The sequence below is a fragment of the [Clostridium] celerecrescens 18A genome (assembly GCF_002797975.1).
Lineage (GTDB): Bacteria > Bacillota > Clostridia > Lachnospirales > Lachnospiraceae > Lacrimispora > Lacrimispora celerecrescens.
Genome location: NZ_PGET01000001.1, coordinates 4730176 through 4746329, shown reverse-complemented (window position 1 = coordinate 4746329; position 16154 = coordinate 4730176). Strand labels below are relative to the sequence as shown.

General features: G+C 45.0%; 12 protein-coding genes and 2 riboswitches. Of the genes, 3 read left to right on the top strand and 9 right to left on the bottom strand.

Annotation, left to right across the window (positions count from 1 at the left end):
- Nucleotides 1-132: 132 nt before the first annotated feature.
- From H171_RS21645 to metK, 4 genes are all read right to left on the bottom strand, one after another.
- The gene (locus tag H171_RS21645) at nt 133-2238 is read right to left on the bottom strand and encodes a BglG family transcription antiterminator (protein WP_100306974.1); all 2106 of its coding nucleotides are present in this window, start codon (nt 2236-2238) and stop codon (nt 133-135) included.
- Nucleotides 2225-3571, bottom strand: coding sequence for a PTS mannitol transporter subunit IICB (locus H171_RS21640; RefSeq protein WP_100306973.1), 1347 nt, complete (start codon nt 3569-3571; stop codon nt 2225-2227). The genes H171_RS21645 and H171_RS21640 overlap by 14 nt, the downstream gene beginning before the upstream one ends.
- A gap of 247 nt (nt 3572-3818) precedes the next feature.
- Complete coding sequence (locus tag H171_RS21635) at nt 3819-5213, bottom strand: PTS mannitol transporter subunit IICB (RefSeq protein ID WP_100306972.1); 1395 nt, start codon at nt 5211-5213, stop codon at nt 3819-3821.
- Between the two features lie 321 nt (nt 5214-5534).
- Nucleotides 5535-6722, bottom strand: a complete 1188-nt coding sequence (gene metK, locus H171_RS21630) for a methionine adenosyltransferase (protein ID WP_100306971.1) — start codon at nt 6720-6722, stop codon at nt 5535-5537.
- An 89-nt stretch (nt 6723-6811) separates the two neighbouring features.
- Nucleotides 6812-6940: riboswitch (SAM riboswitch) on the bottom strand.
- 213 nt (nt 6941-7153) lie between these two features.
- Nucleotides 7154-7246: riboswitch (glycine riboswitch) on the top strand.
- Between the two features lie 105 nt (nt 7247-7351).
- Here metK and H171_RS21625 point away from each other — a divergent pair.
- A complete protein-coding gene (locus tag H171_RS21625; RefSeq protein ID WP_100306970.1) occupies nt 7352-8737 on the top strand; it encodes an alanine/glycine:cation symporter family protein in 1386 nt (461 codons plus the stop codon).
- Between the two features lie 115 nt (nt 8738-8852).
- Here H171_RS21625 and H171_RS21620 read toward each other — a convergent pair whose 3' ends face one another.
- From H171_RS21620 to H171_RS21610, 3 genes are all read right to left on the bottom strand, one after another.
- Nucleotides 8853-9728: a carbohydrate ABC transporter permease gene (locus tag H171_RS21620; RefSeq protein ID WP_100306969.1), complete on the bottom strand. Its 876-nt coding sequence runs from the start codon at nt 9726-9728 to the stop codon at nt 8853-8855.
- A 12-nt stretch (nt 9729-9740) separates the two neighbouring features.
- A complete protein-coding gene (locus H171_RS21615; RefSeq protein WP_100306968.1) occupies nt 9741-10646 on the bottom strand; it encodes a carbohydrate ABC transporter permease in 906 nt (301 codons plus the stop codon).
- Between the two features lie 81 nt (nt 10647-10727).
- A complete protein-coding gene (locus H171_RS21610) occupies nt 10728-12038 on the bottom strand; it encodes an ABC transporter substrate-binding protein (RefSeq protein WP_100306967.1) in 1311 nt (436 codons plus the stop codon).
- Nucleotides 12039-12274: 236 nt separating this feature from the next.
- Here H171_RS21610 and H171_RS21605 point away from each other — a divergent pair, with 236 nt between their 5' ends.
- Both H171_RS21605 and metF read left to right on the top strand, forming a co-directional pair.
- Nucleotides 12275-13183 (top strand): AraC family transcriptional regulator, encoded by a 909-nt coding sequence (locus tag H171_RS21605; protein ID WP_100306966.1) that lies wholly within the window; start codon nt 12275-12277, stop codon nt 13181-13183.
- Between the two features lie 229 nt (nt 13184-13412).
- Nucleotides 13413-14276, top strand: a complete 864-nt coding sequence (metF, locus tag H171_RS21600; protein WP_100306965.1) for a methylenetetrahydrofolate reductase [NAD(P)H] — start codon at nt 13413-13415, stop codon at nt 14274-14276.
- 399 nt (nt 14277-14675) lie between these two features.
- Here metF and H171_RS21595 read toward each other — a convergent pair whose 3' ends face one another.
- Both H171_RS21595 and galE read right to left on the bottom strand, forming a co-directional pair.
- Complete coding sequence (locus H171_RS21595) at nt 14676-15035, bottom strand: acylphosphatase (RefSeq protein ID WP_100306964.1); 360 nt, start codon at nt 15033-15035, stop codon at nt 14676-14678.
- A 100-nt stretch (nt 15036-15135) separates the two neighbouring features.
- Complete coding sequence (gene galE / locus H171_RS21590; RefSeq protein ID WP_100306963.1) at nt 15136-16152, bottom strand: UDP-glucose 4-epimerase GalE; 1017 nt, start codon at nt 16150-16152, stop codon at nt 15136-15138.
- Nucleotides 16153-16154 lie beyond the last annotated feature (2 nt).

Sequence of the window (16154 nt, the reverse complement as noted above, 5' to 3'; positions counted from 1 at the left end):
AAATTATAGGGGTGTCATCTCCTCCTTTTCAATGAAAACAAAATGGCATTTGGCGCCATCTGATAACGCCAAATCTGAAATCAACAGAAAAAGCCGGACCCTATCGGGCCCGGCTATCACCTTGCGTTTATCTTATATCTTATCCAGATATTGTTTGAAATATTGGTTTAAATACCGGGAAACCAAGGCTCTGATCTCCTCTTTTCCCTCATGTCTCACCGCTTCAAGAAACTCTTCCTCCTCAATCAGCCGCTCGCTTAACACACCCAGGATATCGCTGTTTTCTACCTCATGATCATCCTTTGGCACCAGCATGATCAATACAACACATACCCCCTTAAAATAAGGGTCGCTGAAAGGCTCACCATCCTTTGTCTGGCACACTGAAAACACCGGCTTCACCACTCCTTCCGTCCTGGCATGAAGCAGGGCAAAGCTTAAGTCGGGAAATATCTGGCTGCACAGCCGTTCTCTCCTCATTAAATCCTCTTGAATGATACTCTGCCGTTCCGGATAGGCAGCCAGCTTCTCGCTGACAGCAATCAGCAGCTCCTCAAAGGTGATCCCATTATTTACCCTCTGGTATTCCATGAGCCTAATGACATTTTTTATCTGAACGGCAATAAAATTTACCTGGTCTAATTGAATGGTAAACTCCTTGTTATCCTGCTTTTTAGGCATAAACTCACACCGGCGGACCTTTCCTGCGATCTGCTCCATATCCTCAGCAGGAAGCAGGGGGCTTACATACAGGATATCCGCCTCTTCTTTAATGGGTATGGTGGATACAAAGAAATCCGTCTTGCTCAGCACGTAAGGAGACAGATCCGTCATTCCATAGACCGATAACTCCACCCTGTCTGCAAAATCCCTGGCAACCTTGGAAGACATAAGCCGTGAGATTCCGATCCCGCTGGCACAAACGATTCCTATATTCACCTTTCTCCGGCTTTCCTTCCTGCTTTCCATCCGAACCTCTGCCGCACCAAAATGAATGGCAAGAAACCCGATCTCTGATTCCGGCACTTCATATCCATACCGCCCTTCGATCACCTTTGCAACGGTTCTGCACCGTTCAAATATGACCGGATAATCCTGCTTAATCTGCTCCAGCAAAGGATTTTGGATCTTCATACCATTGGTTAGGCGGACCAGAGTCGGTTTAAGATGGGCAATCAAGCCCTGGATTACAAATTCCTCATCCTGCTTTAGCAGATAGGCAATGCTGTCGTCATAGCAGTCGATCATCTCATTGACCACATCCCACAGTTCCCTGGATTCCTCTATTTCACTTCTTGACTTTTCATCAATATTCAGCTGCTGGATTTTGGAGCCTTTAATATGCAGACAAATATAAGCACACTCAATTTCCGGGATCTGAATCTGAAATTCAGCTTCCAGGGATTTGGTGATTCTCTTTGCCAGATCATAATCCTGATCATTTTGCAAGCGATCCGTCATGAGGGGGTTTTCCTCAATGATCTCCTGCCTTCGGATTCGGTTCACAGCAATTGCTACATGGATCACCAGTCCAAGGTAGGAATCCTGGGTTAAATTGAGAATGCGTTTATCCCGGATTCTTAAGATGCATGCCGTCACTCTTTTTACAATATCGTCATCTAAGATCCGGTAGATATTACGCTCACTTTTATTCTGAATCACGTTTAATACGGACTGGTTCCTGTCTTCATACATCTCCTGTATGATCTCTGTATGGATATTCTCATCAATAAACACACGCAGGGCACGGCGGAAATCCCGTTCGCTGCCCTCAATAAAAACACCATATCCAGGTTTTCTCTTTATCTCCAGATGATACTTGTGAAACCACTCTTTTACCACCTCTAAATCCGAACTGACGGTGGCTTCGCTGACTCCAAATAAATCACTGTAGTAATACAGTTTTTTTAAGGTCTTATCCTTGAGAATCTCCAGGGTCAGACGCTTTTGGCGTTCGATCCTGTCAGAAACATCAAGAGCATCATCCTCTTCCAGTTCAGCCTTTAGGGCTTCCATCCGATCTTTATCTCCCTCCAGCCAAATACCGGTTCCCGTTTTTGAGCAAAAGGCGAGCCCGTATTTCTTTAATACTCTGGGAATGTACTCCAGCTCCCTTTGCACCGTTCTTTTGCTGATATGGATCTGATCCGCAAGCTGCTTAACAGGAACAGGCCCGTCCTCATTAAGAAGAGCCAGGACGACCTGCTGCATCCTGGGTGTAAAATCATGAGCTGCCATTTTCTCCACCTCCCATTAACCAGTTCAGGAGTTCCTGATAGCCAGACATATCCGTGAGATTATTGACTGTAAAGCATGGTTTATCAATTCCTGACAGGGAACGGGCAAAATCCTTTTGACATACAATCACATCCGCGTCAGGCGGAATGCGGTCAGCCGATACATGAAACACCTCAATACCTGTTAATCCTACCAACTTCAGCCTTTTCTTAAACAGCGCGCTGGCCATAGCACTGGAGCCCATGCCAACATCGCAGACAAAATAGATTTTGGCATGTTCCATTTTCTTCATTGGCATCCCTTCATCTTTCTGTAGTATTCCTTCTTCAGCAACTAATTTTTGTTTCTTTCGTGACATAATCAGGCAGGATAAGAGACAAGTCACTCCGGCGGAAACAAAAATCCCTGTAAGGATTCCCAGCCAGTGTTTTTTGTCTGCCATAATCATGATCGTTATGATACTACCGGGAGAAGCCGGTCCCAGAAGCCCGCTGCCGGTTACCATGAAACAGTAATTTCCCGCTATGCTGCCCGCTATGGCAGCAGCCAATAACCGGATATCTGACAGCACATAAGGAAAGTAAACCTCATGGATGCCGCCCAGGGACTGAATAATAAGGCTGGAAAGCATTTGCTTTCTCATATTCCGGTAAACCAGGGTATAGGCAAGGAGAATTCCAAATCCCGGACCCGGATTGGTCTCTAAGAGAAATAAGATGGAACTTCCCTGTGTTTTCATCTGCTCCAATCCCAGGGGGAGGAAAAAGCCGTGATTGATCCAGTTATTAAAGAAAATGATTTTTAATGGTTCTACCACAAAGCTGATGAAAGGGATGACTCCATTTGCAATCATTCGTGATAAGCCATTTCCCAGAAAGGTGAGCAGCCATGCGGCCACCGGCACCAGCATGTAATGGATAAGCGCTCCTGCCAGCAAACCAAGCCCCGATATATATAGGTTGCTGAAGAGCATCTCAAACCCGGCCGGTATCCGGTGCTTGATCCGGTCCAGACCCTTCCGGGATAAAAAACCGGCTATGCTGCCTGCTATGGCTGATAAAATCATGGCAGAAGCAGGTTCTGTCATGACAACAGCAGAAGCGGCAAGGGTGCCGGCTAAACCGCCCACATCCCCGCCGCACATCGTGCCTGCTTTGTATCCCATAAATACCGGAATTACAAGAAAAGATAAAATATTGGACATTTCAGGCAGGTATCTATTCTGGATTATCACTGCCGATAAGACTGACAGCAGCCCCGCTGTCACAAACAAAGGTATGCACTCGGCAATTACTCTGCTGTAATACTTCAGTATTCTCCCCGCAAACTTCATTTATATAATTCCCCTTTTGAATCCGTATACATAAGATGTATTGTAACGTAGGTCCGCAGTGCAGCTGGTAAAACCGCAGGTTTTACCAGCTCACGGGCATTCGCCCTATGAAATAAAGCAGATATAAAATTTCTTATGTGCAGGCACAACAAAATTTTATATCTGTCTTATTTCGCACTGCTCATTGCTTTCGTGTACATTATACCATGATTTACAATCGGATACCAGGAAGGCTGTCTATTTCATCTTATAAATCTGTTTGTTTATTTTTTAACGTTTCCACAAGTTCATCATATTCCGGTGCCGCCATAAAATTAGTGATTAAAATCAGTTCTGCCTCAGGATTGCTGCGGGATGCGCGCTCCTTCAGTTCTTTATGAGTCACCACAATCTGGGCATCTTTGGGAATGGAAGATACGGGTGAATGAACTACCTCAATAACTCCGAAACCTGCTGCCGCCAGCTTTTTCTTCAATATGGTAGCGCCCATAGCGCTGGAGCCCATGCCTGCATCACAGGCAAACACAATTTTTTTGACGGTTCCTGCCGGTATAATTTTCTTTTCCGCGGTCTGATTTCCCTTTGACTCCTGCTTCATTTGTTTCATTTTTTCCGTTGACTCTTCCAAATCCCCGCCTTTTCCTGTAAACCGCAGTAAGGGAAGAGCGACCAGGAAGGAAACTACAGCTGCCACCGTAACACCTGCTAAAACTCCAAAGTATCCTCCTCTTGGTGTCATTGCCAGAACAGCAAGGATACTTCCAGGTGATGCGGGTGAGGTGAGTCCAACCCCTAGGAGCTGGAATACGAAGATCCCGCTGGCTCCGCCTGATACCACCGCCAGAAGTAAAAGGGGATTCATCAGTATGTACGGGAAATAAATCTCGTGGATTCCGCCTAAAAAGTGAATGATAATTGCGCCGGGAGCAGAGCTTCTGGCTGATCCCTTTCCTGCAAGGCAGTAAGCCAGTAAAACGCCAAGTCCAGGCCCCGGATTTGCCTCAAGAAGGAAGAATATGGACTTTCCGATTTCCTCTACCTGCTGTATTCCCATAGGAGAGAGGATTCCATGGTTAATGGCATTGTTAAGGAACAGGATCTTGGCAGGTTCAATAAAAACGCTTGCCAGCGGAAGCAGCCTGTGATCCACAAAGAAACCAACTCCGGACTCCATCACCCGGTTCATCACCTCAACAAAAGGAGCAACTCCCTTTAAGGCGATTGCCGTCAGGATGGCACCGATGATCCCGAGGGAAAAGTTATTTACCAGCATCTCAAATCCGGCTGGGATCTTGCTCTCGATCTTCCGGTCAAACTGTTTAATCACCCAGGCACTGACAGGTCCTACGATCATCGCCCCCATAAACATAGGAATACTGGAACCAACAATCACGCCCATAGCTGTGATTGCTCCGATAACGCCGCCCCGTTGCCCGTAGACTGCTGAACCGCCCGTATAAGCAATAAGAAGCGGCAGCAGCATGGAAACCATAGGGGAGACCAGGGCACCAATTGCTTCATTTGGATACCAGCCGGTCGGAATAAACAATGCCGTAATCAGTCCCCATGCAATAAATGCACCGATGTTCGGCATTACCATACCGCTTAAAAAGCGGCCAAATACTTGTACCTTCTCTTTCATATTACATACCCTCACTTAATTATATAGTATTTACTGCATGATCCGTGTAAGGTATGATTGGCCAATCAATTCCTTTCGTTAGCCTTATTATAATCAATGTCAACTTAAGAATTCAACAGGAAGAAACTAGGATTTGGCGCTAGTTTTAGTGCCAAACCCTAAAGAGTCTAGACCCCTTATCCCATTGTTTCCTTAGATTCCCTCCAATCAGTGAGCGTATTGCCCTGAGAATTGGTCTGACTGTATATACCAACAGAAAAAAGATGCCGCAAGGCAGCTGTAGACCAGCTGATTTTACGGCATCTTTCTTATGCATGAAGATTATAAATATTTTTTAAGAAGTGAAACTTTATCAAGCTTCTCCCATGGTAAGTCTAAGTCATTTCTACCAAAATGTCCGTAAGCAGCCGTCTGTTTGTAGATCGGGCGGCGTAAATCCAGCATCTTGATGATTCCTGCAGGACGCAGGTCAAAGTTTTCCCTGATGATCTCCACAAGCTTTTCATTGCTTAATTTTCCGGTTCCGAAAGTATCTACCATAACGGAAGTAGGATGTGCCACACCGATGGCATAGGAAAGCTGGATCTCACACTTGTCAGCCAGTCCTGCTGCTACGATGTTCTTTGCAACATAACGTGCCGCATAAGCAGCGGAACGGTCTACCTTTGTGCAGTCCTTACCGGAGAATGCTCCGCCGCCGTGGCGTGCATAACCGCCGTAGGTATCTACGATGATCTTACGGCCGGTCAGGCCGCTGTCCCCGTGAGGTCCGCCGATTACAAAGCGTCCCGTAGGATTAATGAAGAAATTGGTCTTCTCATCCACCAGCTCTGCAGGCAGAACTTCATCAAAAACATACTTTTTAATATCCGTGTGAATCTGCTCCTGGCTCACATTCTCATCATGCTGAGTGGATAAAACCACTGCATCTAAGCGGAGAGGATTGCCGTTCTCATCATATTCCACAGTTACCTGGGTCTTTCCGTCGGGACGAAGGTAAGTAAGGGTTCCATCCTTGCGTACCTTTGTAAGCCGAAGGGCCAGTTTATGGGCAAGGGCGATGGGATATGGCATATACTCCTCAGTTTCATTGCTGGCAAAGCCAAACATCATACCCTGGTCTCCTGCTCCAATAGCGTCGATCTCTTCATCAGACATCTTGTGTTCCTTTGCTTCCAGGGCCCGGTCAACGCCTAAGGCAATGTCAGCAGACTGCTCGTCCAAAGCTACGATCACGCCGCAGGTATCGCAGTCAAATCCGTATTTTGCACGGTCATAACCGATTTCCCTTACGGTTTCCCGTACCACCTTCTGAATGTCTACGTAGGCATGGGTCGTTATTTCTCCCATAACCATAACAAGACCTGTGGTACAGCAGGTTTCACAAGCCACACGGCTCATAGGATCCTGCTTTAACATCTCATCCAAAATCGCATCAGAGATTTGGTCACACATTTTATCCGGATGTCCTTCTGTAACGGATTCGGATGTAAATAATAATTTTTCCATGTTGTCATTTCCTCCTTAATATCACATGGGGGAATAACAAAAAGAAAAGTCCGCAGCAATGCGGACTTGATTCAACAATGTATCAAATCCTCTTATTGCTCGATTTCTCGCTCAGGTTGGCACCTTCCAGCCGCTCATTTCTGGCCAAGGCCATCATTTCCGGTCGGGGTTGCCGTGACTTCACAGATCCTTTGTATCTCCATCACTCTGAATAAGGGATATTACGTACTTTTCATTTGTTATTCAATTGTAAGCTGTTTCTAGTGCATGTATATTTTATCGTATTTAAAAACGGCTGTCAAGGGAATTCTATTCCAATGCATCCATGGATAAAGTTCTTGCAAAAATTTAATCCATAATGTATAATGACGCTATTCTTTAAATGTTCGCCAAATGAAATCTGTGGAATGCGCCCAGCGCAGACCATGGACGGATGGCACTCTGGAGACATCTGCAGCTATGCAGGGGCCGAAGGGGCAAGCGCTTAGGCGCGAAACTCTCAGGCAAAAGGACAGAGGCGATTGTTTCCCTTTTTTTGGAATATCGCATGATCTCTGTTTTTTTGTGAGTGGGAGTATATCCCACTCTTTTTTTTATCAAAAAATACGAAGGAAGGGAAGTAGATAACAATGCAAGCAGTTACTGAACTTTTCAACAAGCTGGACTCAGCAATTTGGGGGATACCCATGATTGTACTTCTGTTTGGCACTCACTTATTTTTGACCGTGCGCACAGGCTTTATCCAGCGTAAAACCTTTACAGCCATTAAGCTGTCTGTTACAAAAGACCCTGATTCACCAGGAGAGGTCAGCCAATTTCAGGCGCTGACTACTGCCCTTGCCTCCACCATCGGTACCGGCAATATTGTGGGCGTGGGTACGGCAGTGTTCTTAGGCGGCCCAGGTGCTGTTCTCTGGTGCTGGCTCACCGGCGTATTCGGCATTGCAACCAAATATTCAGAATCCCTGATTGCAGTTAAATATCGTGTGCAGACGAAGGATGGACGAATGCAGGGAGGTGCCATGTATGCACTGGAGCGAGCACTGGGCTTAAAGTGGCTGGGCGTACTCTTTGCACTGTTCGCCTTGTTTGCTTCCTTTGGTATTGGAAGCGGGACTCAGATCAACGCTATCGCTGAGATTATTGAAAACAATGTACCGCTGCCGATTCCGCGCATTGCAATCGGCCTTGTCTTCGGTGTGATTACCGCTGTGGTTATTATCGGCGGCATCAAGTCCATCGCAACAGTATGTGAAAAGCTTGTACCATTTATGGCGGCCTTCTATGTGGCAGGCTGTCTGATCATTCTTGGCATCAACGCTGACTTCATCATTCCTGCACTGAAGGTGATTGTAACCCTGGCCTTCCGGCCCGGAGCGGTCGCAGGCGGTCTGGTTGGCCGGGGCATTATGCTTGCCATGCAGTACGGCATTGCCCGGGGCTTATTTTCCAATGAGTCCGGTATGGGTTCCGCTCCGTTAGTAGCTTCGGCTGCACAAACAAGGAATCCAGTGCGTCAGGCGCTGGTTTCCTCAACCGGCACCTTCTGGGACACGGTTGTCGTCTGCCTTATGACCGGTCTGGTTCTTGTTTCAACTATAATGAAGAACCCGGACATCAATATGGATATGATACAAAACGGCGGCCAGATGACCACTGCCGCTTTCAGTCAGATTCCTGTTCTTGGCCCGGTGATCTTAGTCGTCGGCATCATTACCTTTGCTTATTCCACCATTCTTGGCTGGTCTTATTACGGGGAACGATGCTGCGAGTACTTATTCGGCTCCAAGGGGATGCTGCCCTATAAAATCATCTTCGTGTCAATCGTAGTTGTCGGCCCTGTGCTGTCTCTGGATCTGGTGTGGACGATTTCAGACATCCTAAACGCACTGATGGCGATTCCCAATCTTGTGGCTGTTCTGCTTCTATCGGGTGTTGTGGCAAAAGATACAAAGTACTATCTGAACCACTTAGACGAAAGGGACGAAACTCCGATTCCGGTCATAGATAAATAACAACTTAAAAACCTCCTGCCTTTCCTGGGCTGGGTAAATAATTCTTTCATTAAAAGAATTATCTTACAGTCCCACGGATAGCAGGAGGTTTTTTATATTTTTTCCAATAAAGTCATTAGCCTTTGACTCCGCCCCCAGTAATTCCGGCAATGATTTTCTCCGACAAAAAGATATAAAGGATAAAAGTAGGAAGAAATACGATGATAACGGATGCAAACATTCCTGACCAGTCTCCCGTATATTTCATGGAATTGATCATGGAATATAGCCCCACCGCAACCGGCCGTACCCTGTCGGAGTTGGCGAAAATGAGGGAAATGAAATACTCATTCCATATATTAATAAAATTGAATATTGTAACCGTAATGATCCCGGACTGAGCCATGGGAAACATGATCAGCCAGAACGCCCTCATGGGAGGACAGCCGTCAATAGCGGCCGCTTCCTCGTATGCCCTGGAGATATTGGCAAAAAATGTCAGCAGAAAAATTGTAGTATAAGGAACGTTGATCCCCACATAAAGAAATATCAGCACCGCTTTGTTTGCCATGTAGTTATTTAATACGTTCATTCCGGCAATCAGGCTGAACAAGGGAAGAACGATCATGACCACAGGCACTCCCATGGCAGACACAAGGCTGGTCTGGATCATTTTATTCCCTGCAAAGCGAAAGCGGGACAATACGTATGCGGCAGGCGCACAGATCAAAACAAGAAGCGTACATGAAATAACGGAATACATCAGGGAATTAAAGAAGATAGCGGACACATTGGAATTGGTCCAGGCCTTTGCATAGTTTTCAAAATGAATTCCCTGGGACAGGACACGGCCTGAAAATATGGCCTTTGTCGTAGAAAAGCTGGCAGCTACCACCCAGCCCAGCAATACAATGGTAAATAATATCCAAACACTAAGGATCAGATATCCCGGTAAAAGCTTCAGCTCTCTTTTCCAGTTAAATGGCTCCATAAACCCTTTCTTTTTAGCCATAGATTCCCCTCCTTAGAATTCCAGATCATCCTCTTTTATCAGTTTGTTGCATAGCAGGAATACAGCAACCACACAGATGCTTAAGAGGACACCGATTGCCGCACCAAGGCCTGCATTCCGTTCGGTCATGCTGTTGCCGGCACCAAAAATCATCATGTACATATAAACCATGGGAGTAATGGTCTGGGTATCCGCCGTAACCGTTGAAAACAGCTGGGACCAGACGAAAAATCCCACCGATGTAACGCTCCACATGGTAATATTTGTTTTGAATACCCCTTTTAACAAGGGAAGGGTAATATAGCGGAACTGGTTTACCTTATTTGCTCCATCCAGAGTGGCTGCCTCATAGTAGTCCTCTCCGATCCGCTCGATTCCGCTAGCAAATATCAGCATGTGATATCCCACCATTCCAAAACAGTAGGCAACCAGAAGGGCCATGAATTTATGATCATTATCAAGCCACTGGACTTTGGATAAGTATTTAAGCCCTATGGCGGAAAATACATTTTTAAGGAGACCGAATTTAGGGCTGTATACATACTGAAGCCACATGGTCGCAAGAGCGACTGCACTGACTACGTTGGGAAGATAGATCATTGCCCTGAAAAAGCTTTTAAAACGTATTCCGCTGGTGAGGATCACCGCAAACAAAAGAGCGAGAGACATAACAACCAGTCCGCCTATTAACCAGATGCGGAACAGATTCCACATGGAAATACGGAATAAGCTGGTCGACGCAAGTTTGCTGTAATTGGCCAATCCGGTAAACTGCCACTTGGTCATAGAGTCCGTGATTCCTTCAATTTTAAAGAAACTCATAAAAATTGTCCTGACAATGGGATAAAGGAATACAAGGACAAACATTAATACTGCCGGTGTTAGAAATACGGCAATCATTGTCTTATTCTTCTTCACGTTAAATACCTCCCCCGGCTTTCCTTAATTACAGGGTGACACCGCCAAAGCGGTGCCACCATAAAAATCTATTGATCCGGATTATTTGCCTGCTGCTTTAAGAGCATCCACGAACCCATCCGCTGTAATGGATCCTCCGCAAAGCTTCATAAAGTTCTCCTTAATAATCGGTGTTAAGTCTGCATTGGCTTCTGCTCCGGCTGCCCATGGATAACGTACGCTTAAGCTCTCCATAACCGGCTTCACACTGGCAAGCTGCGCCGGCCACTCTGCATTTCTGGAATCTGCCGGAATACCCATTGACAGTTCGGACATTTTCTTGTCAAATTCTCCCTGAGTGATGTATTCTATCAGCTTAAATGCATTTTCACCATTTTGGGAATTCTTATTGATCGCCAGAACCTGAGCGCCATAGTTGGACGCATTGGTACCATCTTTTCCGCCTTCCACCGCCGGATAGCTGAAGCAGCCCCATTTAAAGTCTTCTCCTGCCATATCCTTTACTTCATTTGGAAGCCAGGAGCCGTTTAAATACATGGCTGCTGTTCCAAGCGCAAGTTCCTGGTTCTGTCCAGCAGGCCATACGTTGGAAGCAATGGTTTCTGAAAAATACCCTTTCTGTGCAAAGACTTCATAAGCCTGAGCTGTTTTAAGGACTGCCGGGTCATCCCACTTGCCTTCCTTTACAACAGCTTCTGTTCCCGGTTCGCCTAAAAGTCTGGACATATGATAGCCAAACATGGCTGTTATGTAAGCGTCATCACAGGTTATGGGAGTATAGCCCGCATCCTTGATCTTCTGGCAAGCTGCATCAAGCTCTTCCCAGGTCTTTGGCACTTCCTTGATTCCCGCCTCATCGAAAATAGTCTGATTATAGAAAAATGCAAATACATTGGGCTGGTAAGGAATGGATTTTAATGTTCCATCTCCCACTTCCCGGCAAGCACTCATTAAACCTGCATTAGCGTTGGCTTCGTAGCCGGAAGTCTTTACTAAATCCTCCAGATCCATTAAGTACTGTCCCCATGTGGTATTTACACGGTCAATATCCTCGTCAAATAAGTCAATGTTAGTTCCCGCATCCAAAGCCGGCTGCAGACCTTCACGGATTCCCGTACGTCCCTTAAACTGAACATCTACCTTCACTCCTGTATCTGCAGTGAATTTGTCAATTGCCATCTGGATTGCCTGGCCCTGAGGCTCTGTTGCTTCCCACATGGACCAGTAAATAAGCCCTTCTCCGCCGCCTGCAGCCGTTTCCTTCGGTGCATCCGTGGCCGCTCCGCCAGCCGCAGCAGCTGTGGTAGCAGTGGTGGCCCCTCCTGCACATCCTGCCAGAAGGCCGGCAGCCATGACCGCACTTAGCATAATACCCATAAAACGTCTTTTCATAATTTTACCTCCCTATGTTATCTGACTTTTCCGTCAGATGTTCTTGGTGAATCTATATTATTATACTTTTGGGCAAAATGCTTTGTACAAAAGGTCATCATTTTTAACAATTTAGATTTTTATCATTTGCTTTTTTCATAATAAGAAGTTAAAATACAGGTAAATTATATACTATTTGCACAATATAGCATTTGTAAAGGCAGAAGCATTTAGTCTATGAAACCAGGGGGAAAAGTATGAAATATAAGTATACGGAATTAACAGAAGAAGTGACCATACACCGGATCATCAGCATCCATTATTTTGAATATATGAGCGACTTCACGTTTGCGGGGGAATCTCATAACTTTTGGGAACTGCTTTGTGTCGATAAGGGAGAAGTGGATGTGGTAGCTGATCATGAACGGCTTACGCTTCAAAAAGGAGAGGTTATTTTCCATCAGCCAAATGAATTCCACAGGGTTTTAGCCAATGGGATCATTGCTCCCAACCTTGTGGTCATTGGGTTTGACTGCCAATCCCCTCATATGGCGTTTTTTAAGGAGCAGATCTTAAAGGTGGGGCAGGAAGAGCAGGAGCTTCTGGCGCGGATCATTGCGGAAGCACGATTGTGCTTTGAAGGAAGACTTGACGATCCCTATCAGGAAGTGCTGGTACGAAAGGACCACGGGCCCTTTGCGGCAGAGCAGATGATAAAGATTTATCTGGAGCAGTTCCTGATCCAAATGTACCGCCATTCCTTTTCAGCCAGACAGGCTCCAGCCCTCCTTAAGGACACCCCTTCTGCAGAAGACATCTATGAAACCATCCTTTGTTATTTCGAAAAGAACATCTGCAGCCAGCTGACCATTGATCAGATCAGCCGGGATAATTTAATCAGCACTTCCCAGTTAAAAAAGCTTTTCTCAGAAAAGGGGAACACTGGCGTCATTGAATATTTTAACAGCATGAAAATCGATGCGGCCAAGCAGCTCATCCGAAACCGGCAGCTTAATTTTACCCAGATCGCCAATCAGCTTGGTTATACCTCGGTTCACTACTTTTCCAGACAATTCAAGCATTTGACCGGAATGACTCCTTCGGAATATGCTACCTCTATAAAAAAGCTGTCTGAGAAAAATATACAGCGTGAGACAACCCATTAGGCCCATAAATGTATTCTTTGGGAACATTACTGGCCAGTTTGTCTTATTATGGCAGTATCTGTCATAGCTTTTTTCTATAGGTATCTATAAGTATTTTGTATTACGTAATGACCTCATTCCTGTGTTATTATTTGTTGTAAAATAAATGGAAGGTACTTTGCTGCAAAGACAGAGACCGGGCCTAAACCCAGTCTTGAAAACATGGTTCAGGCAGCAAGGCGGTTAAGAAATGAAACTATCTAATATCTTAAAAAATAAGACAACGTTATCTTTTGAGGTCTTTCCACCCAAAAGAACCGATTCTATCCAGACAATTTACAATACGCTTAATGCTTTGCATGAACTGAATCCCGACTTTATCAGCGTAACCTATGGAGCAGGTGGCAATGGCAACGGTCACACGACCTGTGAAATTGCATCCACAATTAAGAATCAATACAATATTGAAAGTTTAGCCCATTTAACTTGTGCCGGCCTTACGAAAGAAGATTTACTTTCTCAGTTGGAGAATTTTAAGCAAAACGGAATCGAAAATATCCTTGCACTCCGTGGAGATATTCTAGATCCCAATCAGCCCAGAGGTGACTTTTCCTATGCCAGCGATATGATTACGTTTATTAAGGAGTACGGAGATTTTGACATAACAGCGGCTTGCTATCCTGAAGGACATACGGAATCAAAGGATCTCATTGAAGACATTGATAATTTAAAGAGAAAAGTGGATTCTGGAGCGGATCAGTTAATTACACAGCTTTTCTTTCATAATGACTATCTTTATCGATTTCAGGAACGTTGTTCCCTTGCGGGGATCCATGTTCCGATTGAAGCAGGCATTATGCCGGTAATCAATAAGAAGCAGATCGAACGCATGGTATCACTCTGCCATGTGGAACTGCCCTCGAAATTCATCGCGATGATGAACCGGTACGAAAATAATCCTGATGCAATGCGTGATGCAGGCATTGCTTATGCAATTGATCAAATTGTTGATCTTGTTGTGCACGGCGTCAATGGCATTCATCTTTATACAATGAACAATCCTTACATAGCAAAAAAAATACATGAAGCGGTTCATCAGCTAATTCGGGAATAATAAAGTATAAATCTGTTTGGACAACTTGGTCTTGCCATTGGCACTCCATTATTAGCCTCCATCTAAGATTTCACGGGAATCTACAATTATGCCTGGATTCTTTGTATTATTTTTGGCATTATCTCTATCCTTGGTATGCTCTATACCGTTTCTCAATCAGAGAAAGAACAGGAGTGCCGCACGCTTGCATAAAGTCATAATGACTTCATGTTAGTGGCGGTGCTCCTGTTCTTTTTCACCTATTGATAATCCTCTTCTCATTCATATGAAGTAATCCTTTTGTAATTGACAGTGCAACAAAAGAAAAAAGCATCCGTCCATGGAATGAAAATCCTAAGGATAGATACTTTGACAACGGAAACTATCCGTTTTAATTATCAAGATAATAAATAACTACTATTAAATTATTTTAAACTCCTCTTCCTGGTTTAAAACAGTTCTTATATCTTTTTGCATTTGGCTTATTTTAATACGTTTCAGCGAATTCATAAACTCCAATAAGTAGTCTATTTTATTTTTCATTCCCTGAATTTCCATTTCTACATTTCCGCTCTCAAGGTTCTTTATCCATCCAGTTAATTTTAATCTTAATGCCAGCTGCTCTATTTCCAGACGAAAACCAACACGTTGTACTCTTCCCGAAAAAATAATATGATACCGCATGGTCTTATCCGGTTCAAATTCTGGAATATTAATTTTTCTCACCTGTTCAATGACATAATTATTCCTGATCTGTTTCAACATCTTTTTTATCTTCATCTTTACCTCAAGGTTGAAAAGAAATCAAAGAGCATCTGCTCCCGGCTAATCATCGGTCAGACCAGCCGGTGCATCATGCATGGCAGAGGCCCCTACGCCTTTACCTGTATCCGTTAGGATTCCCGGACTGCCATCTCCAGGAGTCTTCACACATCTCGTCAATTCCGCGTTTTGCTTCCCAGCCAAGCTCCTTTTTAGCCAGAGCTGCATCTGCATAGCATTCTGCAATATCGCCTGGGCGGCGGGGCTTGATGGAATATGGAATGGACTTCCCACATGCCTTTGAAAACGCCTCGATCATCTGAAGCACGCTAAAGCCCTGACCGGTTCCCAGATTATAAATACGTACCAACGGCTCTGAGGATGCCATCTTTTCAAGGGCTTTTACATGCCCAAGAGCCAGATCTACCACATGGATATAATCCCTGACTCCGGTTCCATCAGGCGTATCATAATCATTTCCAAATACACCTACTTCCTTCAGCTTGCCTACCGCAACCTGAGTAATGTATGGTGTTAAGTTATTGGGGATTCCCGCAGGATCTTCTCCGATTAAACCGCTCTTATGAGCGCCAACAGGATTGAAATAGCGAAGAATGATCACACTCCATTCCGGATCAGCGGTATGAAGGTCTGTGAGGATCTGCTCCAGCATGCCTTTTGTCTGCCCGTAAGGATTGGTAATAGCACCTTTGGGGCATTCTTCCGTGATCGGCACAAAAGCCGGATCTCCGTATACAGTTGCTGAGGAACTGAATATGATGTTCTTTACCTTATGCTCCCTCATAACATCACACAGAATCAGAGTTCCGGTAATGTTATTGTGGTAATATTCCAAAGGTTTGGCAACGGACTCTCCCACAGCCTTTAATCCGGCAAAATGGATGACAGCATCGATTATCTCAATATCAAATATCTCATCTAATGCATCCCGGTCCAAAAGGTCTGCTTCATAGAAGGTCACCGTTTTCCCGGTAATGGCTTCTACCCGCTCCAGGGACACCCTGGAGGAGTTGCAAAGGTTATCCACTACAACAACCTCATGACCTTGTTCCAAAAGCTCAATGCATGTATGGCTGCCGATATATCCGGCGCCTCCGGTTACCAATATTCTCATAT